Source organism: Pseudomonas sp. PDM09 (genome assembly GCF_014852305.1).
Classification (GTDB): Bacteria; Pseudomonadota; Gammaproteobacteria; order Pseudomonadales; family Pseudomonadaceae; genus Aquipseudomonas.
This window is the reverse complement of the sequence record NZ_JACVBI010000012.1, coordinates 107047-129415: the sequence shown is the minus strand read 5'-3', so window position 1 is coordinate 129415 and position 22369 is coordinate 107047. Positions and strand designations below refer to the sequence as shown.

At 59.6% G+C, this 22369-nt stretch carries 22 protein-coding genes; 16 read left to right on the top strand and 6 right to left on the bottom strand.

Annotated elements, in window-relative coordinates:
• The first annotated feature begins 219 nt into the window (after window positions 1-219).
• The 10 genes from IB250_RS25515 (at window position 220) to hisC (ending at window position 8173) form a co-directional block, all read left to right on the top strand.
• Window positions 220-1029 carry an ATP-binding cassette domain-containing protein gene (locus IB250_RS25515; RefSeq protein WP_192346222.1) on the top strand — a complete coding sequence of 270 codons (810 nt, stop codon included), beginning with the start codon at window positions 220-222 and terminating at the stop codon, window positions 1027-1029.
• Window positions 1029-1826 carry a lipid asymmetry maintenance ABC transporter permease subunit MlaE gene (gene mlaE, locus IB250_RS25510; protein ID WP_123499001.1) on the top strand — a complete coding sequence of 266 codons (798 nt, stop codon included), beginning with the start codon at window positions 1029-1031 and terminating at the stop codon, window positions 1824-1826. The genes IB250_RS25515 and mlaE overlap by 1 nt, the downstream gene beginning before the upstream one ends.
• Window positions 1826-2293, top strand: a complete 468-nt coding sequence (gene mlaD / locus IB250_RS25505) for an outer membrane lipid asymmetry maintenance protein MlaD (RefSeq protein ID WP_095634832.1) — start codon at window positions 1826-1828, stop codon at window positions 2291-2293. Before mlaE ends, mlaD begins: the two co-directional genes overlap by 1 nt.
• 11 nt (window positions 2294-2304) lie before the next feature.
• Entirely contained in the window at window positions 2305-2958 is a 654-nt protein-coding gene (locus tag IB250_RS25500; RefSeq protein WP_192346220.1) for a phospholipid-binding protein MlaC, read from the top strand.
• Window positions 2955-3260, top strand: coding sequence for a lipid asymmetry maintenance protein MlaB (locus tag IB250_RS25495; RefSeq protein ID WP_192346218.1), 306 nt, complete (start codon window positions 2955-2957; stop codon window positions 3258-3260). The genes IB250_RS25500 and IB250_RS25495 overlap by 4 nt, the downstream gene beginning before the upstream one ends.
• Before the next feature lie 115 nt (window positions 3261-3375).
• Complete coding sequence (locus IB250_RS25490) at window positions 3376-3615, top strand: BolA family protein (RefSeq protein ID WP_007912386.1); 240 nt, start codon at window positions 3376-3378, stop codon at window positions 3613-3615.
• A 22-nt stretch (window positions 3616-3637) separates the two neighbouring features.
• A complete protein-coding gene (murA, locus tag IB250_RS25485; RefSeq protein WP_007901567.1) occupies window positions 3638-4903 on the top strand; it encodes a UDP-N-acetylglucosamine 1-carboxyvinyltransferase in 1266 nt (421 codons plus the stop codon).
• Window positions 4904-5030: 127 nt separating this feature from the next.
• Entirely contained in the window at window positions 5031-5666 is a 636-nt protein-coding gene (hisG, locus tag IB250_RS25480) for an ATP phosphoribosyltransferase (RefSeq protein ID WP_007901570.1), read from the top strand.
• Window positions 5667-5792: 126 nt separating this feature from the next.
• On the top strand, window positions 5793-7118 hold the full coding sequence (gene hisD / locus IB250_RS25475; RefSeq protein WP_123499007.1) for a histidinol dehydrogenase: 1326 nt from the start codon (window positions 5793-5795) through the stop codon (window positions 7116-7118).
• A gap of 2 nt (window positions 7119-7120) precedes the next feature.
• Window positions 7121-8173, top strand: coding sequence for a histidinol-phosphate transaminase (gene hisC, locus IB250_RS25470; protein ID WP_192346216.1), 1053 nt, complete (start codon window positions 7121-7123; stop codon window positions 8171-8173).
• Between the two features lie 118 nt (window positions 8174-8291).
• Here hisC and IB250_RS25465 read toward each other — a convergent pair whose 3' ends face one another.
• The 3 genes from IB250_RS25465 to algW form a co-directional block, all read right to left on the bottom strand.
• Window positions 8292-9011: a DUF4198 domain-containing protein gene (locus IB250_RS25465; RefSeq protein WP_192346214.1), complete on the bottom strand. Its 720-nt coding sequence runs from the start codon at window positions 9009-9011 to the stop codon at window positions 8292-8294.
• A gap of 13 nt (window positions 9012-9024) precedes the next feature.
• The gene (locus tag IB250_RS25460; RefSeq protein ID WP_192346212.1) at window positions 9025-11130 is read right to left on the bottom strand and encodes a TonB-dependent siderophore receptor; all 2106 of its coding nucleotides are present in this window, start codon (window positions 11128-11130) and stop codon (window positions 9025-9027) included.
• Window positions 11131-11240: 110 nt separating this feature from the next.
• On the bottom strand, window positions 11241-12401 hold the full coding sequence (gene algW, locus IB250_RS25455; RefSeq protein WP_192346210.1) for a Do family serine endopeptidase AlgW: 1161 nt from the start codon (window positions 12399-12401) through the stop codon (window positions 11241-11243).
• A 103-nt stretch (window positions 12402-12504) separates the two neighbouring features.
• Between algW and IB250_RS25450 the strand changes: the two genes are divergently transcribed.
• From IB250_RS25450 to cysN, 3 genes are all read left to right on the top strand, one after another.
• Window positions 12505-13263: a Nif3-like dinuclear metal center hexameric protein gene (locus tag IB250_RS25450; RefSeq protein WP_192346208.1), complete on the top strand. Its 759-nt coding sequence runs from the start codon at window positions 12505-12507 to the stop codon at window positions 13261-13263.
• Window positions 13264-13512: 249 nt separating this feature from the next.
• Window positions 13513-14430 carry a sulfate adenylyltransferase subunit CysD gene (gene cysD / locus IB250_RS25445; RefSeq protein ID WP_008008639.1) on the top strand — a complete coding sequence of 306 codons (918 nt, stop codon included), beginning with the start codon at window positions 13513-13515 and terminating at the stop codon, window positions 14428-14430.
• Window positions 14431-14439: 9 nt separating this feature from the next.
• Window positions 14440-16338: a sulfate adenylyltransferase subunit CysN gene (gene cysN, locus IB250_RS25440; protein WP_192346206.1), complete on the top strand. Its 1899-nt coding sequence runs from the start codon at window positions 14440-14442 to the stop codon at window positions 16336-16338.
• 185 nt (window positions 16339-16523) lie between these two features.
• On the opposite strand, the gene IB250_RS25435 is transcribed toward cysN, so the two are convergent.
• The 3 genes from IB250_RS25435 to IB250_RS25425 are packed head-to-tail and all read right to left on the bottom strand — an operon-like array spanning window position 16524 to window position 19928.
• Window positions 16524-17429, bottom strand: coding sequence for an acyltransferase (locus IB250_RS25435; protein WP_192346204.1), 906 nt, complete (start codon window positions 17427-17429; stop codon window positions 16524-16526).
• Window positions 17430-19529, bottom strand: coding sequence for a phosphate acetyltransferase (pta, locus tag IB250_RS25430; RefSeq protein ID WP_123499023.1), 2100 nt, complete (start codon window positions 19527-19529; stop codon window positions 17430-17432).
• A 60-nt stretch (window positions 19530-19589) separates the two neighbouring features.
• Entirely contained in the window at window positions 19590-19928 is a 339-nt protein-coding gene (locus tag IB250_RS25425; protein ID WP_192346202.1) for a DUF3565 domain-containing protein, read from the bottom strand.
• Here IB250_RS25425 and IB250_RS25420 point away from each other — a divergent pair.
• From IB250_RS25420 to IB250_RS25410, 3 genes are all read left to right on the top strand, one after another.
• On the top strand, window positions 19897-20382 hold the full coding sequence (locus tag IB250_RS25420; RefSeq protein ID WP_007901600.1) for an FKBP-type peptidyl-prolyl cis-trans isomerase: 486 nt from the start codon (window positions 19897-19899) through the stop codon (window positions 20380-20382). The genes IB250_RS25425 and IB250_RS25420 overlap by 32 nt on opposite strands.
• A gap of 123 nt (window positions 20383-20505) precedes the next feature.
• Window positions 20506-20988 (top strand): glutathione peroxidase, encoded by a 483-nt coding sequence (locus IB250_RS25415; protein WP_052965554.1) that lies wholly within the window; start codon window positions 20506-20508, stop codon window positions 20986-20988.
• 186 nt (window positions 20989-21174) lie between these two features.
• The gene (locus tag IB250_RS25410; protein ID WP_192346200.1) at window positions 21175-22278 is read left to right on the top strand and encodes an NADH:flavin oxidoreductase; all 1104 of its coding nucleotides are present in this window, start codon (window positions 21175-21177) and stop codon (window positions 22276-22278) included.
• Window positions 22279-22369 lie beyond the last annotated feature (91 nt).

The following is a 22369-nucleotide window of genomic DNA, read 5'->3' as shown; positions in this document are numbered from 1 at the left end:
CTCACGCTAGTTCGTCGCGGTTTGTCATTCCTTGTTACCGAATCCTCTCTAAATAGATGATTTCGGGCGGTCATGTTGCTGAACATGCCCGGCTTGGGCCTTGGGCGCTTGAGCTTTGCAGTGATATAGTTCGCCGCCAGTTCGGCCTGCCCGGGGAGGTATGTGCTTTCGCCAGAAAGCCAGGCGTCCGAGTGAGAGGCTGCATCGCAAGGAGTTTAGATGAGTGCCGATAACGCCTACGCGGTCGAGCTGAAGGGACTGACCTTCAAGCGCGGTACGCGCAGCATTTTCAATAACATCGATATCCGCATCCCGCGCGGCAAGGTTACCGGCATCATGGGACCTTCCGGGTGTGGCAAGACCACGCTGTTGCGGCTGATCGGCGCACAATTGCGCCCCACCAGCGGCGAAGTCTGGGTCAATGGCCAGAACCTGCCAACACTGTCGCGCAACGATCTGTTCGATGCGCGCAAGCACATGGGTGTGCTGTTTCAGAGCGGTGCATTGTTTACCGACCTTGATGTGTTCGAGAACGTCGCTTTTCCGCTACGTGTTCATACAGCGCTGCCGGAAGAAATGATCCGCGACATTGTCCTGCTCAAATTGCAGGCTGTTGGCTTGCGTGGCGCCATCGACCTGATGCCTGACGAATTGTCCGGCGGCATGAAACGTCGCGTCGCGCTGGCCCGGGCAATTGCTCTCGATCCGCGAATCCTGATGTACGACGAGCCTTTCGTCGGCCAGGACCCGATCGCCATGGGCGTGCTGGTGCGCTTGATCCGCCTGCTCAACGATGCGCTGAACATCACCAGCATTGTGGTTTCCCACGACCTGGCCGAGACCGCGAGCATCGCCGACCACCTCATCGTGGTGGGCGACGGGCAAGTGTTGGGCCAAGGCACGCCCAAGGAACTGATGAAATCGGATGAGCCACGTATTCGTCAATTCCTGACTGGCGAACCCGACGGCCCGGTCGCATACCACTTTCCAGCGCCGGATTACCGCGCAGATCTTCTGGGGAAGCGTTGATGCGCAAGATCACACTAATAGAAAGGGTGCGGCGTTTCGGTCATGCCGGCATCGATGTGATGGCGGTGTTCGGGCGTTCGGCGTTGTTCCTGTTCCATGCCTTGCTCGGTCGTGGCGGCATCGGCGGCGGTTTTGGCTTGCTGGTCAAGCAACTGCATTCGGTGGGCGTGATGTCCCTGGTGATCATCGTGGTTTCCGGGGTGTTCATCGGCATGGTGCTGGCCCTGCAGGGGTTCAATATCCTGTCCAGCTACGGTTCGGAACAGGCCGTCGGGCAGATGGTCGCGTTGACGCTGCTGCGTGAACTGGGGCCGGTGGTCACGGCCTTGCTGTTCGCCGGGCGCGCAGGGTCGGCGCTGACCGCTGAAATCGGCAACATGAAGTCCACCGAGCAATTGTCCAGCCTGGAAATGATCGGGGTCGACCCGCTCAAGTACATCATTGCCCCGCGCCTGTGGGCCGGCTTCATTTCCTTGCCGGTGCTGACGACGATTTTCAGCGTGGTGGGTATCTGGGGCGGTTCGTGGGTGGCCGTCGACTGGCTGGGTGTCTATGAAGGCTCCTACTGGTCGAACATGCAAAACAGCGTGACGTTTGTCGACGATGTGCTCAACGGCATTATCAAAAGCATGGTTTTTGCCTTCGTCGTGACCTGGATCGCCGTATTCCAAGGCTATGACTGCGAGCCCACTTCCGAGGGGATCAGTCGTGCCACTACCAAGACCGTGGTGTATGCCTCTTTGGCTGTACTTGGCCTGGACTTTATCTTGACCGCCTTGATGTTTGGAGATTTCTGATGCAAAACCGCACCCTGGAAATCGGTGTCGGCCTTTTCTTGCTGGCTGGCATCCTGGCTTTGCTGTTGCTTGCGCTGCGGGTCAGTGGCCTGGCTCCGACGGCGAGCACCGATACTTATAAACTTTATGCATATTTCGACAATATCGCCGGTTTGACGGTCAGAGCTAAAGTGACCATGGCCGGTGTCACCATCGGCAAAGTCACCGCAATCGATCTGGATCGCGACAGTTTCACCGGTCGGGTGACCATGCAACTGGAAAAGCGCGTAGATAATCTGCCGACCGACTCCACTGCATCTATCCTGACCGCTGGCCTGTTGGGTGAGAAATACATCGGTATCAGCGTGGGCGGGGAAGAAGCCCTGCTCAAGGAAGGGGGAACCATCCACGACACGCAGTCGTCGCTGGTGCTCGAGGACCTGATCGGTAAATTCCTGCTCAATACCGTTAGCAAAGACGCCAAATGAGGAGCTTTTGAATGATCTCTATCTTGCGACGTGGCCTGTTGGTAATACTCGCGGCCTTGCCGTTAATGGCTAACGCCGTGTCGGCACAGTCGGCGCACGAACTGGTTCAGGACACCACCAACCGGTTGTTGGCGGATCTTGCCGCCAACAAGGAAAAGTACAAGCAGGACCCGCAAGACTTTTATACGGCGCTGAATACCATCGTCGGCCCTGTGGTGGATGCCGAAGGTATTTCCAAAAGCATCATGACGGTCAAGTATTCACGCAAGGCTACGCCTGAGCAGATGCAAAGGTTTGTCGAAAACTTCAAAAGGGGCCTGTTCCAGTTCTATGGCAATGCGCTGCTTGAGTACGATAACCAGGGCATCGTCGTCGATCCTGCAAAGGATGAGTCAGGCGACCGTACCAGCGTTGGCATGACGGTAAAAAGCAGCAGCGGCGCGATCTATCCTGTGTCTTACACACTCGAGAAGATCAATGGCGAGTGGAAGCTGCGCAACGTGATCATCAACGGCATCAACATCGGCAAGCTGTTCCGCGATCAGTTCGCTGATGCGATGCAGCGCAACGGCAACGACCTGGACAAGACCATCAACGGTTGGGCCGGGGAAGTTGCCAAAGCCAAGGAAGCCACCGAACAATCTACCGAGAAGAAAACCCAATGAGTGAGTCGGCCATTCGCATGAGCGAATCCGGCGAACTGCTGCTCAGTGGCGTGCTGGATTACCGGACAGGCCCGAACCTGCGCAAGCAGGGCCAGGCGCTGATCAAGTCCAGCAACGCGGCTGCACTGGTGGTTGATTGCTCAGAGGTGGAGAAGTCCAGCAGCGTCGGCTTGTCGCTGTTGCTGTGCTTCATGCGCGATGCTCAGGCGGCTGGTAAGGCCCTGAGCATTCGCGCGATGCCCGACGATATGCGTGAAATCGCTCAGGTCAGCGAATTGACCGAGCTGTTGGCGCACCCCTGAACCGCATCTATAAAGAAGCCCCCCGTCAGAGTCCTGTGAATGCGGGGTTCGCAGGCGCGGGGCTTTTTTGTATGATGTCCGACCCGCGCGCACAGGGCGCCGATTGAGGTTGAGCATGCAGGCCGTAGAAGTGAAGAGCTTCCTTGAAGGAAAGCTGCCAGGAACCCTAGTAGAAGTCGAGGGCGAAGGCTGCAACTTTCAGCTGAACGTGATTAGCGATGAACTGGCGGCGTTGAGCCCGGTGAAGCGTCAGCAGCAGATCTATGCCCATTTGAACCCATGGATCACCGATGGCAGCATCCATGCGGTCACTATGAAATTTTTCAGCAGCGCGGCCTGGGCCGAGCGCACCTGAGCCCAAGGGCGTCGAGATTCTTATGGATAAATTGATAATTACCGGTGGCGTTCGTCTTGATGGCGAAATCCGCATCTCCGGGGCAAAGAACTCTGCCCTGCCGATCCTGGCCGCAACCTTGCTGTGCGATGGCCCGGTGACCGTTGCCAACTTGCCGCACCTGCACGACATCACCACCATGATCGAGCTGTTCGGTCGGATGGGCATCGAACCGGTGATCGACGAGAAGCTCAGCGTCGAAATCGACCCACGCACCATCAAGACCCTGATCGCGCCGTACGAACTGGTGAAAACCATGCGTGCCTCGATCCTGGTGCTGGGCCCGATGGTTGCCCGTTTCGGTGAAGCCGAAGTCGCACTGCCTGGCGGTTGCGCCATCGGTTCGCGTCCGGTCGACCTGCACATCCGTGGCCTCGAAGCCATGGGCGCGGTCATCGACGTCGAAGGCGGCTACATCAAGGCCAAGGCCCCTGAAGGCGGCCTGCGCGGTGCGCACTTCTTCTTCGACACCGTCAGCGTGACCGGTACCGAGAACATCATGATGGCGGCCGCTCTGGCCAAGGGCCGTAGCGTGCTGGCGAACGCCGCTCGCGAGCCTGAGGTCATCGACCTGGCGAATTTCCTGAACGCCATGGGCGCCAAGATCACTGGCGCCGGCACCGACACCATCACCATCGATGGCGTCGAGCGTCTGCACCCGACCACTTACAAGGTGATGCCTGACCGCATCGAGACCGGCACCTACCTGGTGGCGGCGGCGGTGACCGGCGGTCGTGTGAAGGTCAAGGACACTGATCCGACCATCCTCGAAGCCGTTCTGGAAAAGCTCCGCGAATCGGGTGCTGAAATCACCTGCGGCGAAGACTGGATCGAGCTGAACATGCACGGCAAGCGGCCAAAAGCCGTCAACGTGCGGACCGCTCCATACCCGGCGTTCCCGACCGACATGCAGGCGCAGTTCATCTCCCTCAACGCCATTGCCGAAGGCACTGGTGCGGTGATCGAGACGATCTTCGAAAACCGCTTCATGCACGTGTACGAACTGCACCGCATGGGCGCTCACATCCAGGTCGAAGGCAACACCGCCATCGTCACCGGCATCGAGAAGCTCAAGGGCGCGCCAGTAATGGCCACCGACCTGCGTGCTTCGGCCAGCCTGGTGATCTCGGCGCTGATCGCCGAAGGCGATACCCTGATCGACCGCATCTACCACATCGACCGTGGTTACGAGTGCATCGAAGAGAAACTGCAGATGCTTGGCGCGAAGATCCGCCGCGTACCGGGCTAGTTTCTGCTGCATGGGCGCAAGGACGCGCCCGTTGATTTTGTTCAAGTCGGGGCTGTAACGGCCTCGATGTATGTCCGGCGCCGTTTGCGACCGGGCATGAGTACCTTGATAAGGACTGACGTTTCCCATGTTGACCATCGCACTGTCCAAGGGCCGCATCCTTGACGACACCCTGCCGCTTCTGGCTGAAGCGGGTATCGTGCCGACCGAGAATCCGGACAAGAGCCGCAAGCTGATCATCCCCACGACCCAGGCCGATGTGCGCTTGCTGATCGTGCGCGCCACCGATGTGCCGACGTATGTCGAGCATGGTGCCGCGGACCTCGGCGTCGCCGGTAAAGATGTGCTGATGGAATATGGCGGCCAGGGTCTGTACGAGCCTCTGGATCTGCGAATTGCCCTCTGCAAGCTGATGACCGCCGGCCGTGTCGGCGATGTCGAGCCCAAGGGCCGTCTGCGGGTGGCGACCAAATTCGTCAACGTCGCAAAGCGTTACTATGCCGAGCAAGGCCGTCAGGTCGACATCATCAAGCTCTACGGTTCGATGGAGCTGGCGCCGCTGATCGGTCTGGCCGACAAGATCATTGATGTAGTCGACACCGGTAACACTCTGCGTGCCAATGGCCTGGAGCCCCAGGATTTCATTGCCGACATCAGCTCCCGGCTGATCGTCAACAAAGCTTCGATGAAAATGCAGCATGCCCGAATCCAGGCGTTGATCGACACCCTGCGCAAAGCAGTGGAGTCTCGACACCGCGGCTGATTCACCCGCGCGACCTTGAGTCGCGCCCGTCTATCCGCCTCATAGCCAGAATTCTCAGGTGCCCAAGCGGAAACGACTGCTAAGTTAGGGCGCCTGAGTTTTTGCCAATCCTATGAGGCTCTCGCTATGACCGCACCGACTGCAATTCGCCGACTCAACGCTGCTGACCCGGATTTCGCACATCATCTGGATCATCTGCTGAGCTGGGAAAGTGTGTCTGACGACTCGGTCAATCAGCGGGTGCTGGACATCATCAAGGCTGTGCGCGAACGCGGCGACGCGGCGCTGGTGGAATTCACCCAGAAGTTCGACGGCCTGCAAGTCGCCTCCATGGCAGACCTGATCCTGCCGCGCGAACGCCTGGAGCTGGCATTGACCCGCATCACCGCGCCTCAGCGTGAAGCCTTGGAAAAAGCCGCGACTCGCGTGCGCAGCTACCATGAAAAACAGAAGCAGGATTCCTGGAGCTATACCGAAGCCGATGGCACGGTGCTGGGCCAGAAGGTCACGCCGCTGGATCGCGCCGGTCTGTATGTGCCGGGTGGCAAGGCGTCGTACCCGTCCTCGGTGCTGATGAACGCGATTCCGGCCAAGGTTGCAGGCGTGAGCGAAGTGGTCATGGTCGTGCCGACGCCGCGCGGCGAGATCAACGAGCTGGTGCTGGCCGCGGCCTGCATTGCCGGCGTTGACCGGGTGTTCACCATCGGCGGCGCCCAGGCCGTTGCGGCGCTGGCTTACGGCACTGAAAGCGTGCCGAAGGTCGACAAAGTGGTCGGCCCTGGCAACATCTATGTCGCCACCGCCAAGCGCCACGTGTTCGGTCAGGTCGGGATCGACATGATCGCCGGGCCGTCGGAGATTCTAGTGGTGTGTGACGGCCAGACTGATCCGGACTGGATTGCCATGGACCTGTTCTCCCAGGCCGAGCACGACGAAGATGCCCAGGCGATTCTGGTCAGCCCGGACGCCGAGTTCCTCGACAAGGTCGCAGCGAGTATCGCCAAACTGCTGCCGACTATGGAACGCGCCGAGATCATCGAAACCTCGATCAATGGTCGCGGTGCGCTGATCAAGGTTCGCGATATGGAACAAGCCATTGAAGTGGCCAACCGCATTGCGCCGGAACACCTGGAGTTGTCGGTTGCCGACCCGCAGGCCTGGTTGCCGCAGATCCGCCACGCCGGTGCGATCTTCATGGGCCGCCACACCTCAGAAGCGCTGGGCGACTATTGCGCTGGCCCGAACCACGTGCTGCCAACGTCCGGCACCGCGCGCTTCTCTTCGCCGCTGGGTGTTTATGACTTCCAGAAACGTTCGTCGATCATCTTCTGCTCCGAGCAGGGTGCCTCCGAACTGGGCAAAACCGCTTCCGTGCTGGCCCGTGGCGAGTCGCTGACCGCCCACGCCCGCAGCGCCGAATACCGCATCGTTGACGATAAGAAGGGCAGCTAAGCATGAGTAAATTCTGGAGTCCCTTCGTCAAGAGCCTGGTGCCCTACGTGCCGGGCGAGCAGCCGAAGCTGGCGAAACTGGTGAAGCTCAACACCAACGAGAACCCGTACGGTCCATCGCCCAAAGCGTTGGCCGCGATGCAAACCGAACTGAACGATAACCTGCGTCTGTACCCGGACCCGAACAGCGACCTGCTGAAGAACGCGGTGGCCAGGTATTACGGCGTGCAGAGCAATCAGGTATTTCTCGGCAACGGTTCCGATGAAGTCCTGGCGCACATTTTTCACGGCTTGCTGCAACACGATAATCCAGTGCTGTTCCCGGACATCAGCTACAGCTTCTATCCGGTTTACTGCGGTTTGTATGGCATTGCTTTCGACGCGGTGCCGCTGGATGAGCACTTCCAGATCAACCCGGCGGACTACGCCAAGCCGAACGGCGGGATCATTTTCCCCAACCCGAACGCGCCGACCGGTTGCCTGTTGGCGCTGGACGCGGTTGAGCAAATCCTCAAGGCCAGCCCGGATTCGGTGGTCGTGGTGGATGAGGCTTACATTGATTTCGGTGGTGAAACGGCGATCACGCTGGTGGACCGTTATCCAAACCTGTTGGTGACTCAGACCCTGTCCAAGTCCCGTTCGCTGGCGGGCCTGCGGGTTGGCCTGGCGGTCGGGCATCCGGACCTGATCGAGGCGCTGGAGCGGATCAAGAACAGCTTCAACTCCTATCCGCTGGATCGTCTGGCGATTGTCGGGGCCGCAGCAGCGTTCGAGGATCGTGAGTATTTCGACAAGACCTGCCGGTTGGTCATCGAGAGTCGCGAGAAGGTGGTCGCGCAGCTGGAGGCGAAGGGGTTTGAGGTGTTGCCTTCGGCGGCAAACTTCATTTTCGCCCGTCACCCGAAGCATGATGCGGCAGGGCTGGCGGCGAAGTTGCGCGAACAGGGCGTGATCGTTCGGCACTTCAAGCAGGAACGGATTGCGCAGTTCCTGCGGATTTCGATTGGTACGCCGGAGCAGAATCAGGCGCTGATCGACGGCCTCGGCGACCTGTAAGGCTTCCCCGATCCTGTGGGAGCGAGCCTGCTCGCGATGAGGCCATAACATTCAGCATTGATGTTGAATGCAAGACCGCTATCGCGAGCAGGCTCGCTCCCACAAGGGGTTTTGTGGGTTACTCGTGATGTGGTTCGCCAAGGAAGGTCAGCGACGTGAACAGCCCGCGCGTCGCGACATGCGGGTTGTCCTTCAGCGCAATCTCCATCTGCGCCGCAATCACATTCAACCCTTCATTACGCACCAATACTTGCGCCCGACCCTCTGCATCGGTCTCGGTGCTTAAGGTATTCGGCGCGCTGCGATAGTCGCCCACTAGCTTCACGCCCGCCACCGGCTTACCGTCCAGCAGCACTCGAACCGGCAACGACTTGCCCGGCCCCACGGTTAGCGGATCAACCTCCGGCAGAATCAGCAGTTTCATCTGATCGAGCTTCGGCAGCTTCGCCCCCGGCTGGTAGATCGCCAGGCTGTATTTGAAAGTCTGGGTCGACTCAATGGCCCCCGGTACTTTGCTGCGTCCTTCGTTGATCCATTTCTTATCCGCCGTTTGCGACCACATGCCATTGTTCAGCGCCACGGCCATCACTGCTGGTGGTTTCAACGGCTGCAGGCGGGCGTGGTCGGCCAGCCGTTGCACGTTCACCGGGATCATTTTTCCGGCTATGTCATAGGCCCACGCGCCGCTGATTTTCTGTGCCTTGAAGGCGTTGTCTTCGGCACCGTGGCCGTAGATGACTTCGATGTTGCCGCGACGTTCTTCGGTCCAGAGACCGTGGGCCGAGACTTGGCCGGCACACAACAGACTGAGTAGCGCCAGGGATTTTAGGTGTTGCATGGTGGACGTCCTTTTACAGGTTGAGTGTCAGGCTGACGGTGAAATTGCGCGGCTCTCCGGGGTTGACCCAGTAGTTGCTGTAGGAGCGCTCGAAGTATTTCTCGTCGAAAAGATTGTTCAGGTTCAGGCCCACGGTGACGTTTTCGCTGGCCTTGTAATGGGCCAGCAGGTCGACGGTGTGATACGCCGGCAATTCGAAGTCGCTACCGGCTTCACCCGAGCGATCGCCGACATAGGTGAACGCTGCGCCAAGGTCCGAACCGCGCAAATGACCGTCCTGAAATTCATAAACACCCAACAGACTGCCGCTGCGCTTGGCCACGCCAAGAATTCGGCTGCCGGTGGGAATCACCTTGTCGCCTTGGGTGACTTCGGCGTCGATGTACGCGAAAGCACCGATTACTCGCACGGCATCGGTCACTTGCCCGGTGACTTGCAGGTCGACACCCTGGCTGCGGGCCTTGCCCATGGCGCGGCTGGAGTCGGTGCTCGGGTCGAGGGCCAGGACGTTTTCCTTCTCGATATGGAAGGCGGCGAGGGTGGTGCTCAAGCGGTCGTCGAACAGCTCGCTCTTGATCCCGACTTCATAACCGACGCCTTCTTCCGGGTCGAAGGATTTGCCGGCGGCGTCCAGCCCATTGTTCGGTTTGAACGAAGTGGAGGCGTTGGCGAACAACCCCACTTCGGGCGTCAGTTGGTAGAGCAGGCCGGCTCGCTGGGTCAGTGCGTCGTGGCGCTGGCGGCTGGTGGCGTTGCGGCTGTGATCGTCGATGCTTTGTTCGAAATGCTCGAAGCGCGCACCGAGCATGCCGCGCAGTTTGTCGGTGAAGACGATCTGGTCCTGAAGGTTCAGCGCCTGGCTTTCGACGTGCTCGAAGAAGTCGGTCCCGGAGCGCGCGCCATCAGGTTTCGGCTGGCCGTAAATCGGCCGATAGATATCGATAGCGTAAGGGCCGCCGGCAATGGTCGTGACCCGTTCGTTCTTGCGGAAGTTCTCGTATTCGCTGCCGATCAGCAGTTCGTGTTGCCAACTGCCGATGTCGAACAAACCGCGCAGTTCGAGTTGGGTGATGCTGTCGTGCCAGTTGGTATCGCGCTCGCGATAGCGACGGTTGATGGTGTGGCCGTCGGCGTTCAAGGGACGGTTTTCGGAGGCGAAGCCCCAGAGTTTGCCTTCCTTGTAATGACTGGCGAGGCGTAGTTTCCAGCTGTCGTTGAGCTGGTGTTCGAGGGCGGCTTGCAGCAGATTGTTGTGGTTGTCGATGTCGCCATCGTTGGGTTCGCCAAGGAAGGTCGAACGGGAGACACCGCTCCATTTATTGTTCGGCGCGACGACACCGCGATCGAAGGTCGAGCTGTGGCGCACGAACTCACTCTCCACCAACAGGTGGGTGTCCGGGTTCAGTTGCCAGCTGAACGAAGGCGCAACGAACACACGCTGACTGTCGACGTGATCGCGGAAGCTGTGGTTGTCCTCGACAGCCAGGTTCACCCGGGACAGAACGTTGCCATCATCATCCAGCGGTGTGTTGACGTCCACGGCGGTGCGATAGCGATCCCAACTGCCGGTGCTGGTTTGCAGAGTGGTGAAGGCTTCAGGCTGGGGTTTCTTGGTGACGATGTTCACCGTACCGCCCGGATCGCCACGACCATAGAGGCTGGCGGCCGGGCCTTTGAGCACTTCGATGCGTTCGATGTTGGCCACGTCCGGCGTGCTTGGATAGCCGCGGTTGGCGCTGAAACCGTCCTTGTAGAACTCCGACGTGGTGAAGCCGCGCACGCTGTATTCGTAGAGCGTCAGGCCGCCGAAGTTGTTCTGTTTCGACACGCCGCCGGCAAATTCCAGCGCGCGTTCGACGCTGGTGCTGCCCAGGTCCTTGAGCACACTGATGGGAACCACACTGATCGATTGCGGGATATCGCGAGTGGCCGTGTCGGTTTTGGTTGCGCTGGAAGAGCGCGTGGCGCGGTAACCCCTGACCGGGCCGGTGGGGGATTCGTAGTCAGAGGTGACGCTGATGGCGTCCAGTTCAACGGTTTGCGACTCTTCGGCGAAGACTGGATCCCCCAGCAAACCGAGGGCCAGGCCTGCGAGGGAAGCCATTGTTCGAGACGACATGTTATGTTGTTCCAATAGTAATATTGAAACAATATAACATGCCTAATGAGAATGTATGCCGTTAACAGCTTCGCAGTTATGGAGCTGCTGAGGGCGCAGCTCCTACCGGCTTATTCTTCTTCTTTTTCCTTGATCGGCGCGGGTGGTGGACGCAGACCGATTTCTGCCGTGAGCTTGAGCTCTTTACCGTTGCGCATCACTTGAATGGTGACCTTGTCAGTCGGCTTGATTCGCGCCACCTGGTTCATCGAGCGGCGACCGTCGCCGGCCGGTTCACCGTCGATGCTAAGGATCACGTCGCCCAGTTGCAGGCCGGCCTTTTGCGCCGGGCCGTCACGGAAAATTCCCGCGACCACAATCCCCGGACGTCCCGACAGACCAAACGATTCCGCCAGTTCCTGACTCAACGGTTGCACTTCGATGCCGAGCCAGCCGCGAATCACCTGGCCGTGTTCGATGATCGACTTCATCACTTCCATCGCCAGTTTGACCGGGATCGCGAAGCCGATGCCCTGAGAACCGCCGGACTTGGAGAAGATCGCCGTGTTGATGCCGGTCAGGTTGCCATTGGCGTCCACCAGTGCACCGCCGGAGTTGCCGGGGTTGATCGCGGCATCGGTCTGGATGAAGTCTTCGTAGTTGTTCAGCCCCAGCTGATTGCGCCCGGTGGCGCTGATGATGCCCATGGTCACGGTCTGGCCGACGCCGAAGGGGTTGCCGATGGCCAGGGCCACGTCGCCGATGCGGATATTGTCGGAACGGCCGACGGTGATCGACGGCAGGTTTTTCAGGTCAATCTTCAATACCGCGAGGTCGGTTTCCGGGTCGCTGCCGATAACCCGGGCCAGGGTTTCACGGCCATCCTTGAGCGCCACCACGATCTGGTCGGCACCGCTGGTCACGTGGTTGTTGGTCAGCAGATAACCTTCCGGGCTCATGATCACGCCCGAACCGAGGCTCGACTCCATGCGTTTCTGCTTGGGCGAGTTGTCGCCGAAAAAGCGGCGGAACTGCGGATCTTCGAACAGCGGATGGCTGGGCTTGTTGACCACTTTGGTGGTGTACAGATTGACCACCGACGGCGCGGCCGTGGTCACCGCGTCGGCATAGGACACCGGGCCCTGCTGCAGACCGAGGGTTTGCGGGGCTTGCTGCAGATTGACGTCCAGGCTCGGTAACCCGACCCATTGCGGATAACGCTGCATAATCAATAGAGCGATAAGCACGCCGGCCAACAGCGGCCAGCCGGAAAAACGCAGCGCCTTGAGCATTAAGCAAGTCCTACAGAGGTTGCAGGCGGTGTGAGACCGCCCATAATGTCGCGCATTATACGAGGCCGAGCGCGCCTCTGAACGGGATATTTAGGAGTCTTTTATGGCCGTTGCCCTGAGCACCCTGGTCGAAGAAGCCGACCGCTACCTGGCAAGTGCGAAGATCGCCGATTACTGCCCCAATGGTTTGCAGGTCGAAGGCCGGCCGCAAGTGATGCGCATCGTCAGCGGTGTTACCGCCAGCCAGGCGTTGCTGGACGCCGCGGTAGAGGCCCAGGCCGATCTGGTGCTGGTGCATCACGGCTATTTCTGGAAAGGCGAAAACCCGTGCATCACCGGCATGAAGCAGCGCCGGTTGAAAACCCTGCTCAAACACGATATCAGCTTGCTGTCCTATCACTTGCCGCTGGATCTGCACCCGGAAGTTGGTAATAACGTGCAGCTTGCCCGGCAACTGGACATCACCGTCGAAGGCCCGCTGGATCCGGACAATCTGAAAATCGTTGGCCTGGTCGGCTCGTTGAACGAACCGATGACCCCTCGTGATTTCGCCCGTCGCGTGCAGGAAGTCATGGGGCGCGAGCCATTGCTGATCGAAGGCAGCGCGATGATTCGTCGGGTCGGCTGGTGCACCGGTGGCGGCCAAGGGTACATTGATCAGGCGGTGTTGGCCGGCGTTGATCTGTACCTCAGCGGCGAGGCCTCGGAGCAGACGTTCCACAGCGCCCGGGAAAATGACATCAGCTTCATCGCCGCCGGCCACCACGCCACCGAGCGTTACGGTGTGCAGGCTTTGGGCGATTACCTGGCGCGACGTTTCGCCCTCGAGCACATCTTCATCGATTGCCCGAACCCCATATGAATCACCCCATATCCACTGTGGGAGCGAGCCTGCTCGCGATGGCTGCGTTACATTCGACATTGATGTGACTGACACACCGCTATCGCGAGCAGGCTCGCTCCCACAGGACCCAGCACACCCGAACGGGCAGGTATATTCATATACCCTTTCGATCTAGCCAGCGTCCTGATTAGAAGAGGGCGCTGTGCTAGGATTCCCCGCTCGAACACGGCCCGCAGGCCGTCCATAAGATCGTTTTCGTGAGTAGCCATGGTCGACAAACTGACGCATCTGAAACAGCTGGAGGCCGAAAGCATCCACATCATCCGCGAGGTCGCCGCCGAGTTCGATAACCCGGTGATGCTGTACTCCGTCGGTAAAGACTCCGCCGTGATGCTGCACCTGGCACGCAAGGCATTCTTCCCGGGCAAACTTCCGTTTCCGGTGATGCACGTCGACACCCAGTGGAAGTTCAAGGAAATGTACGCGTTCCGCGACCGCATGGTCGAAGAACTCGGTCTGGACCTGCTGGTGCATGTGAATCCCGAGGGTGTTGCACAGGGTATCAACCCGCTCACCCACGGCAGTGCCAAGCACACCGACATCATGAAGACCGAAGGCCTCAAGCAGGCCCTCGACAAGTACGGCTTCGATGCCGCATTCGGTGGCGCCCGTCGCGACGAAGAGAAATCCCGTGCCAAAGAGCGCGTGTATTCCTTCCGTGACACCAAGCACCGCTGGGATCCGAAAAACCAGCGTCCCGAGTTGTGGAACGTCTACAACGGCAAGGTCAACAAGGGCGAATCGATCCGCGTATTCCCGTTGTCGAACTGGACCGAACTGGACATCTGGCAGTACATCTACCTCGAAGGTATCCCGATCGTGCCGCTGTATTTCGCAGCCGAACGCGATGTCATCGAGATGAATGGCACCTGGATCATGATCGACGACGAGCGCCTGCTCAATCACCTGAGCGACGAAGACAAGGCGCGCATCGTCAAGAAAAAGGTCCGATTCCGTACGCTGGGCGACTACCCGTTGACCGGTGCGGTCGAGTCCGAGGCCACCAGCCTGACCGACATCATTCAGGAAATGCTCCTGACGCGAACTTCCGAACGCCAGGGCCGGGTCATCGATCACGATGGCGCCGGTTCGATGGAAGAAAAGAAACGTCAGGGTTATTTCTAAGGGGTTGTCATGTCGCACGCATCTGATTTGATCAGCGAGGACATCCTCGCCTATCTGGGCCAGCACGAACGCAAGGAAATGCTGCGCTTTCTTACCTGTGGCAACGTCGACGACGGCAAGAGCACCCTGATCGGGCGCCTGCTGCACGACTCCAAGATGATCTACGAAGATCACTTGGAAGCCATTACCCGCGACTCGAAAAAAGTCGGCACCACTGGCGATGACATCGACCTGGCATTGCTGGTCGACGGCCTGCAGGCCGAGCGTGAGCAGGGCATCACCATCGATGTCGCTTACCGTTATTTCTCCACCGCCAAGCGCAAATTCATCATCGCCGATACCCCCGGCCATGAGCAGTACACGCGCAACATGGCCACCGGTGCCTCCACCTGTGACCTGGCGATCATCCTGGTCGACGCCCGTTACGGCGTGCAGACCCAGACCCGTCGCCACAGCTTTATCGCCTCGTTGCTGGGCATCAAGCACATCGTTGTCGCCATCAACAAGATGGACCTCAACGGCTTCGACGAAAGCGTGTTCGAGTCGATCAAAGCCGATTACCTGAAGTTCGCCGAAGGCATCGCGTTCAAGCCGACTACCATGGCGTTCGTGCCGATGTCCGCGCTCAAGGGCGACAACGTGGTGAACAAGTCCGAGCGCTCGCCGTGGTACACCGGCCAGTCGCTGATGGAAATCCTCGAAACCGTCGAAATCGCCAGCGACCGCAACTACACCGACCTGCGTTTCCCGGTGCAGTACGTCAACCGTCCGAACCTGAACTTCCGTGGTTTTGCCGGCACCCTGGCCAGCGGCATCGTGCACAAGGGCGACGAAGTCGTTGTGTTGCCGTCGGGCAAGAGCAGTCGCGTGAAATCCATTGTCACCTTCGAAGGTGAACTGGAACATGCAGGTCCCGGTCAAGCCGTGACGCTGACCATGGAAGACGAAATCGACATCTCCCGCGGCGACTTGCTGGTGCATGCCGACAACCAGCCGCAAGTGACTGACGCCTTCGACGCCATGCTGGTGTGGATGGCTGAAGAACCAATGCTGCCGGGCAAGAAATACGACATCAAGCGCGCCACGACTTACGTGCCGGGTTCGATCACCAGCATCGTCAATCGGGTGGACGTGAACACCTTGGCCGAAGGTCCCGCCAGCTCGCTGCAGCTGAACGAGATCGGTCGGGTCAAGATCAGCCTCGACGCGGCCATCGCGCTGGACGGTTACGACAGCAACCGCACCACCGGTTCGTTCATCGTCATTGATCGACTGACCAACGGTACGGTCGCGGCCGGCATGATCATCGCTCAGCCGTTGAGCCATGGCACCAGCACCCATCACGGCAAACTGGCTCACGTTGCCACCGAAGAACGTGCCCAGCGCTTTGGTCAGCAACCGGCCACCGTGTTGTTCAGCGGCTTGTCGGGCGCTGGCAAAAGCACCTTGGCCTACGCGGTTGAACGCAAGCTGTTCGACCTGGGTCGTGCAGTGTTTGTACTCGATGGCCAGAACCTGCGTCACGACCTGAACAAAGGTCTGCCGCAGGATCGCGCCGGGCGTACCGAGAACTGGCGTCGTGCGGCGCACGTTGCGCGTCAGTTCAACGAAGCCGGTCTGTTGACCCTGGCAGCCTTCGTTGCGCCGAGTGCTGAAGGTCGTGAGCAGGCCAGGGAACTGATCGGCAAGGAGCGTCTGCTGACGGTCTACGTCCAGGCCTCTCCGACGGTCTGTGCCGAGCGTGATCCGCAAGGTCTGTACGCGGCGGGTGGCGACAACATCCCGGGCGAATCCTTCCCGTACGACGTGCCGCTGAATGCCGATCTGGTGATCGACACCCAGTCGCTGTCGCTGGAAGAAGGCGTCAAGCAAGTGCTGGATCTGCTGCGTAAACGTGGCGCGATCTAAGCGTTAGCTGCCAATAAAAAACCCGCAGATGAGTGATCGTCTGCGGGTTTTTTTGTGTCTGGGAGGACGCCTTCGCGAGCAGGCTCGCTCCCACATTGGTTCTCAATGAAATACAAATTTTGTGTCCACTGAAGATCAACTGTGGGAGCGAGCCTGCTCGCGATGGGGCCGGTACAGACTCCTTGTTACTTGGCGGGATACTCACGGTGCATCTGCCCCAGCAGCGCATCCTTGTCATTCCACAACTGATTGATCCAACCCTGAAACTCAAGCCGATACACACCGTCCTGGTCGTAGTTCTTGCCGACGAACTGCGGTGGAATCTTCAGCTCCTGAAAATGCACCACCACATCCTTCACGTTCCCACAGAGCAAATCCCAATAACCCGGCCGCCCGGCCGGATAGTGAATGGTCACGTTGACGATGGCTTCCAGCTGGTCGCCCATGGCATCCAGTACGAAGGCAATACCACCTGCTTTCGGCTTGAGCAGGTAGCGGAACGGTGAACTCTGCTGTACGTGCTTGCCCTCGGTGAAGCGCGTGCCTTCGACGAAGTTGAAAATCCCCACCGGGTTATTGCGGAACTTGTCGCAGGTCTTGCGGGTGGTTTCCAGGTCTTTGCCTTTTTTCTCCGGGTGCTTCTCCAGATAGGCCTTGGAGTAACGCTTCATGAACGGAAAACCGAGCGCCCACCACGCCAGACCAATAACCGGTACCCAGATCAGTTGCTGTTTGAGGAAGAACTTCAGCGGGCGAATTCTCCGGTTCAGCACGTATTGCAACACCATGATGTCGACCCAGCTCTGGTGGTTGCTGGTGATCAGGTACGAGTGCTGATAGTCCAGACCTTCCAGCCCGCTGAGCTGCCAGCGCGTGTGCCCGAGCAGATCCATCCAGGCCTTGTTGTTGCTGATCCAGGCTTCGTGGATATGGCTCATCAGCCAATCGGTAAAACGTTGGGCGGCGGGGAAGGGCAATAGCAGTTTGAAAATCGCCACGATGAACAGCGGCGTGCAGCAGACAATCGTGTTCAGCGCCAACAGCAGCGAGGCGATCACGCCGCGCACGGGTGCAGGTAGAAAATCCAGCATTTAAACATCCAAAGGTCGGTTGGCAGCTTGGATCGCGGTCAACGCGATGGTGTAGACGATGTCGTCGACCTGCGCGCCGCGCGGCAGGTCGTTCACCGGTTTGCGTAGGCCTTGCAGCATCGGCCCGAGGCTGACGCAGTCGGCGCTGCGCTGCACGGCTTTGTGGGTGGTGTTGCCGGTGTTCAAGTCGGGGAACACGAACACCGTGGCACGCCCGGCGACCTGGCTGTTCGGCGCCAGTTGCCGGGCAACGGTTTCGTTGGCGGCGGCGTCGTATTGCAATGGGCCGTCGATCAGTAGCGAGTTCTGTTGTTCATGGGCGAGCAACGTCGCTTCGCGAACCTTCTCGACTTCTTCACCGCTGGCCGATTCACCGCTGGAGTAGCTGATCATCGCCACGCGCGGGGTGATGCCGAAGGCGGCTGCCGAGTCGGCGCTTTGCAGCGCGATCTCGGCCAGTTCGCTGGCGCTCGGGTGCGGGTTCATCACGCAGTCGCCGTAAACCAGCACTTCCTCGGGGAAGAGCATGAAGAACACCGAAGACACCAGCGTGCAGCCCGGTGCGGTCTTGATCAGTTGCAGGGCCGGGCGGATGGTGTTGGCGGTGGAGTGAATGACCCCGGACACCAGCCCGTCGACTTCATCCAGCGCCAGCATCATGGTGCCGATCACCACGGTGTCTTCCAGTTGTTGCTCGGCCATGGGCGCGTTGAGGCTTTTAGTTTTGCGCAGTGCAACCATTGGCTCGACGTAGCGTTCGCGAATCAGGTCCGGATCGAGGATTTCCAGCCCCGGCGGCAACTCGATGCCTTGGGCGCGGGCGACCGCTTCGACGTCCGCCGGTTTGGCCAGCAACACGCAACGGGCAATGCCGCGGGCCTGACAGATCGCGGCGGCCTGCACGGTCAACGGCTCGCTGCCTTCGGGCAACACGATGCGCTTGTTGGCGGCCTGGGCGCGCTGGATCAGCTGGTAGCGGAACACCGCTGGCGACAGGCGCATTTCCCGTGGCGTGCCGCAGCGCTGGTGCAGCCAGTTGGCGTCAAGGTGGCTGGCGACGAAATCGGTGATGATTTCCGCACGTTCGCGGTCGTCGATCGGGATTTCCTTGTTCAAGCTGTTTAACTGGTTGGCGGTGTCGTAGGAACCGGTGCTGACCGACAACACCGGCAAGCCGGCCTGCAAGGCGCCACGGCACAGATCCATGATGCGCGGGTCGGGAAGGGTGTCGCTGGTCAGCAACAGGCCGGCCAGAGGCACGCCGTTCATCGCCGCGAGGCTGACGGCGAGGATGATGTCGTCGCGATCGCCGGGGGTTACCACCAGCACACCGGGTTTGAGCAGCTCCACAGTGTTGCGCACGGTGCGGGCGCAGATGATGATGTTGGTCATGCGCCGGGTTTCATAGTCGCCGGCGTTGAGCACCTGAGCGCCCATCAGGTCGGCCACGTCACGGGTGCGCGGTGCATTCAGTTCCGGTTGATACGGGATGCAGCCGAGCAGGCGGAAGTCGCCACTGCGCAGCAACGGCGAGTGCTCCTTCAGGCGCGAGGCGAAGGCCTCCATGCTTTCGTCGGTCTTGACCTTGTTGAGGATCACGCCCAGGACTTTCGGGTCTTTCGGCCCGCCGAACAATTGCGCCTGCAATTCCACCCGGCCGGACAATTCGGTCAGCACTTCGTTTTCCGGTGCCGAGACCAGAATCACATCGGCGTCCAGGCTCTTGGCCAGATGCAGGTTGACCCGCGCGGCGTAACTGGCGCTGCGGGTCGGGACCATGCCTTCGACGATCAGCACGTCCTTGCCGACAGCGGCTTGCTGATAAAGGGTGATGATTTCTTCGAGCAGTTCGTCCAGCTGACCGTCGCCGAGCATCCGCTCAACGTGGGCCAGGCCCAGTGGCTGAGGCGGTTTCAAACCGTGGGTGCGGGCCACCAGTTCGGTGGAGCGTTCAGGACCCGTGTCACCCGGGTGCGGCTGGGCAATCGGTTTGAAAAAGCCGACTTTGAGACCGGCCCGCTCAAGCGTACGCACCAGCCCGAGGCTGATGGAGGTCAGACCCACACCAAAATCGGTGGGCGCGATAAAAAAAGTTTGCATGCGGATTCTCTAAGGGTGCATGGCAATGGTGAGCGCCTATGGCTGGCGTTCTACCGAAATTCAGTCGTCAAGGTTATCGCTAACCGAGCCTTGTGCGCACCATCCGCAATCAAAGGGTTGGCCTATTTTTTCATTACGCAGCGAAAGGTCCAGCACCCAGGCCCGGGATTGCCACGGCGGCTGGTGCCGCAGGTGTTGGGTATGGCCGCAGGAAAGCTCGGCTACCCAGTGTCCGTCTTCATCCTGATGGAAGCCTGTGACCGTCGAGCCCTTTGCCGCACCCCGTCTGTCCGGGTTGTGTTCGCTTTCAGACGATTGCTTCGCTAAACTTGGTCTTTCTATATTCTTATGCAAAAGGTCTCGCCCCATGCTGATCGCCGCCAATAAGGCTGTCTCCATCGACTATACCCTGACCAACGACGCTGGTGAGGTCATCGACAGCTCCGCCGGCGGCGCGCCGCTGGTCTACCTGCAAGGCGCAGGTAATATCATCCCGGGCCTGGAAAAGGCACTGGAAGGCAAAGCAGTCGGTGACGAACTGACTGTCGCCGTAGAACCTGAAGATGCCTACGGCGAATACGCTGCCGAACTGGTCAGCACTTTGAGCCGCAGCATGTTCGAAGGCGTTGACGAGCTGGAAGTGGGCATGCAGTTCCACGCATCCGCTCCGGACGGCCAGATGCAGATCGTCACCATTCGCGATCTGGACGGCGACGATGTCACTGTCGACGGTAACCACCCGTTGGCCGGTCAGCGCCTGAATTTCCAGGTCAAGATCATCGACATCCGTGACGCCAGCCAGGAAGAAATCGCTCATGGTCACGTCCATGGCGAAGGTGGCCATCACCACTGATTTTCTGCGCTAAGCTTTCGAGAGCTGGAGAGGCGCCCGAGGGCGCCTTTTTAGTCCGCGGCTGTCCTTGATGGCACCGCCAAGTGGCTGTTTTGAGAAAAACACTGGAATTTGGAGTTCGTCATGAGTGCTTTTCACGACCTTAAACTGACAGCCCTGGATGGTCAGGAGCTACCTTTGGCGCCCTTCAAGGGGCGTGTCGTGCTGGTGGTCAACGTTGCCTCCAAATGTGGTTTGACCCCACAGTACGCGGCGCTGGAAAACCTCTACCAGCAATACAAGGACAAGGGCTTCAGTGTGCTGGGCTTGCCGTGCAACCAGTTTGCCGGGCAGGAGCCGGGTACCGAGCAGGAGATCCAGGCGTTCTGCAGCCTCAACTATGGCGTGACCTTTCCGTTGTCCAGCAAGCTGGAAGTCAACGGCCATGAGCGTCATCAGTTGTATCGTCTGCTGGCGGGCGAAGGCGCGGAATTTCCGGGCGACATCACCTGGAACTTCGAGAAGTTCCTGCTGGGCAAGGATGGTCGTGTGCTGGCGCGATTCTCGCCGCGTACGGCGCCGGATGATCATGCTGTCATCCAGGCGATCGAAAAAGCGCTGAGCTAAAAAAGCAAGATCAAAAGATCGCAGCCTTCGGCAGCTCCTACGGGTTACGCATTCCCCTGTAGGAGTTGCCGAAGGCTGCGATCTTTTCGTTTCTAATCCTTAATCACTTAAATCAATAGTGCTGTTCAAGGCTTGGCAGTCTCCATATTATCGCCGTCATAAAGTCTATGTCCCGTGGAGCGTCCCATGCCCGTTAAAGCCCTGTTCAAGCCTTTTCACCTAGGCGCTCTCGAGTTGCCGACCCGCGTCGTCATGGCGCCGATGACCCGCTCGTTTTCGCCGGGCGGCGTGCCCAATTCCAAAGTGATCGAGTACTACCGTCGTCGCGCCGCTGCCGGTGTTGGGCTGATCATCACCGAAGGCACCACCGTCGGTCACAAGGCCTCCAACGGCTATCCGAACGTGCCGCACTTCTATGGTGAAGCGGCATTGGCCGGCTGGAAGAAAGTCGTCGATGCGGTGCATGCCGAGGGCGGGAAAATCGTTCCGCAGCTGTGGCATGTGGGCAGCGTGCGCCGCATCGGCACCGAGCCGGATGCCAGCGTACCGGGTTACGGTCCGTCGGAAAAATTGAAGGACGGTCAGGTCGTGGTTCACGGCATGACCAAGGAAGATATCCAGGACGTGATTGCCGCGTTCGCCCAAGCCGCCAAGGATGCTCAGAGCATCGGCATGGACGGCGTGGAAATCCACGGTGCCCACGGTTATCTGGTGGACCAGTTCTTCTGGGAAGGCAGCAATCAGCGCACTGATGAATACGGTGGCAGTCTGGCCAATCGTTCGCGCTTCGCCATCGAACTGATTCAGGCGGTGCGTGCAGCGGTTGGTGAAGGTTTCCCGATCATCTTCCGTTTCTCCCAGTGGAAGCAGCAGGACTACACCGCACGTTTGGTGCAAACCCCGCAAGCCCTGGGCGAATTCCTCCAGCCATTGTCCGACGCTGGCGTGGACATTTTCCACTGCTCGACGCGGCGTTTCTGGGAGCCGGAGTTCGACGGTTCCGAGCTGAACCTGGCCGGCTGGACCCGCAAACTCACCGGCAAGCCAACCATCACCGTCGGCAGCGTCGGCCTGGATGGCGAGTTCCTGCAATTCATGGTCAACACCGACAAGATCGCCCAACCGGCCAGCCTGGAAAAACTGCTGGAGCGGCTGAATAACGATGAGTTCGATCTGGTGGCAGTGGGTCGTGCGTTGCTGGTGGATCCGGACTGGGCGCAGAAAGTGCGTGACGGTCGTGAGCAAGACATCCTGCCGTTCAGCCGTGAGGCGTTGATGACGCTGGTTTAAGCGGCGACAGGACTGACGCCTTCGCGAGCAAGCCCGCTCCCACATTCGACCGAGTTCTCTCAGGGGAATGCGATCAAAGGTGGGAGCGGGC

Bases quoted from the DNA above. Each gene is read 5' to 3' on its own strand.
- hisC (WP_192346216.1), top strand. From the start codon at position 7,121: ATGAGTAAATTCTGGAGTCCCTTCGTCAAGAGCCTGGTGCCCTACGTG.
- IB250_RS25460 (WP_192346212.1), bottom strand. From the start codon at position 11,130: ATGTCGTCTCGAACAATGGCTTCCCTCGCAGGCCTGGCCCTCGGTTTG.
- IB250_RS25495 (WP_192346218.1), top strand. From the start codon at position 2,955: ATGAGTGAGTCGGCCATTCGCATGAGCGAATCCGGCGAACTGCTGCTC.
- murA (WP_007901567.1), top strand. From the start codon at position 3,638: ATGGATAAATTGATAATTACCGGTGGCGTTCGTCTTGATGGCGAAATC.
- cysD (WP_008008639.1), top strand. From the start codon at position 13,513: ATGGTCGACAAACTGACGCATCTGAAACAGCTGGAGGCCGAAAGCATC.
- IB250_RS25500 (WP_192346220.1), top strand. From the start codon at position 2,305: ATGATCTCTATCTTGCGACGTGGCCTGTTGGTAATACTCGCGGCCTTG.
- mlaD (WP_095634832.1), top strand. From the start codon at position 1,826: ATGCAAAACCGCACCCTGGAAATCGGTGTCGGCCTTTTCTTGCTGGCT.
- IB250_RS25415 (WP_052965554.1), top strand. From the start codon at position 20,506: ATGAGTGCTTTTCACGACCTTAAACTGACAGCCCTGGATGGTCAGGAG.
- algW (WP_192346210.1), bottom strand. From the start codon at position 12,401: ATGCTCAAGGCGCTGCGTTTTTCCGGCTGGCCGCTGTTGGCCGGCGTG.
- IB250_RS25450 (WP_192346208.1), top strand. From the start codon at position 12,505: ATGGCCGTTGCCCTGAGCACCCTGGTCGAAGAAGCCGACCGCTACCTG.
- IB250_RS25420 (WP_007901600.1), top strand. From the start codon at position 19,897: ATGCTGATCGCCGCCAATAAGGCTGTCTCCATCGACTATACCCTGACC.
- cysN (WP_192346206.1), top strand. From the start codon at position 14,440: ATGTCGCACGCATCTGATTTGATCAGCGAGGACATCCTCGCCTATCTG.
- mlaE (WP_123499001.1), top strand. From the start codon at position 1,029: ATGCGCAAGATCACACTAATAGAAAGGGTGCGGCGTTTCGGTCATGCC.
- IB250_RS25410 (WP_192346200.1), top strand. From the start codon at position 21,175: ATGCCCGTTAAAGCCCTGTTCAAGCCTTTTCACCTAGGCGCTCTCGAG.
- hisG (WP_007901570.1), top strand. From the start codon at position 5,031: ATGTTGACCATCGCACTGTCCAAGGGCCGCATCCTTGACGACACCCTG.
- pta (WP_123499023.1), bottom strand. From the start codon at position 19,529: ATGCAAACTTTTTTTATCGCGCCCACCGATTTTGGTGTGGGTCTGACC.
- IB250_RS25490 (WP_007912386.1), top strand. From the start codon at position 3,376: ATGCAGGCCGTAGAAGTGAAGAGCTTCCTTGAAGGAAAGCTGCCAGGA.
- IB250_RS25515 (WP_192346222.1), top strand. From the start codon at position 220: ATGAGTGCCGATAACGCCTACGCGGTCGAGCTGAAGGGACTGACCTTC.
- IB250_RS25465 (WP_192346214.1), bottom strand. From the start codon at position 9,011: ATGCAACACCTAAAATCCCTGGCGCTACTCAGTCTGTTGTGTGCCGGC.
- IB250_RS25435 (WP_192346204.1), bottom strand. From the start codon at position 17,429: ATGCTGGATTTTCTACCTGCACCCGTGCGCGGCGTGATCGCCTCGCTG.
- IB250_RS25425 (WP_192346202.1), bottom strand. From the start codon at position 19,928: ATGGAGACAGCCTTATTGGCGGCGATCAGCATGGGGCGAGACCTTTTG.
- hisD (WP_123499007.1), top strand. From the start codon at position 5,793: ATGACCGCACCGACTGCAATTCGCCGACTCAACGCTGCTGACCCGGAT.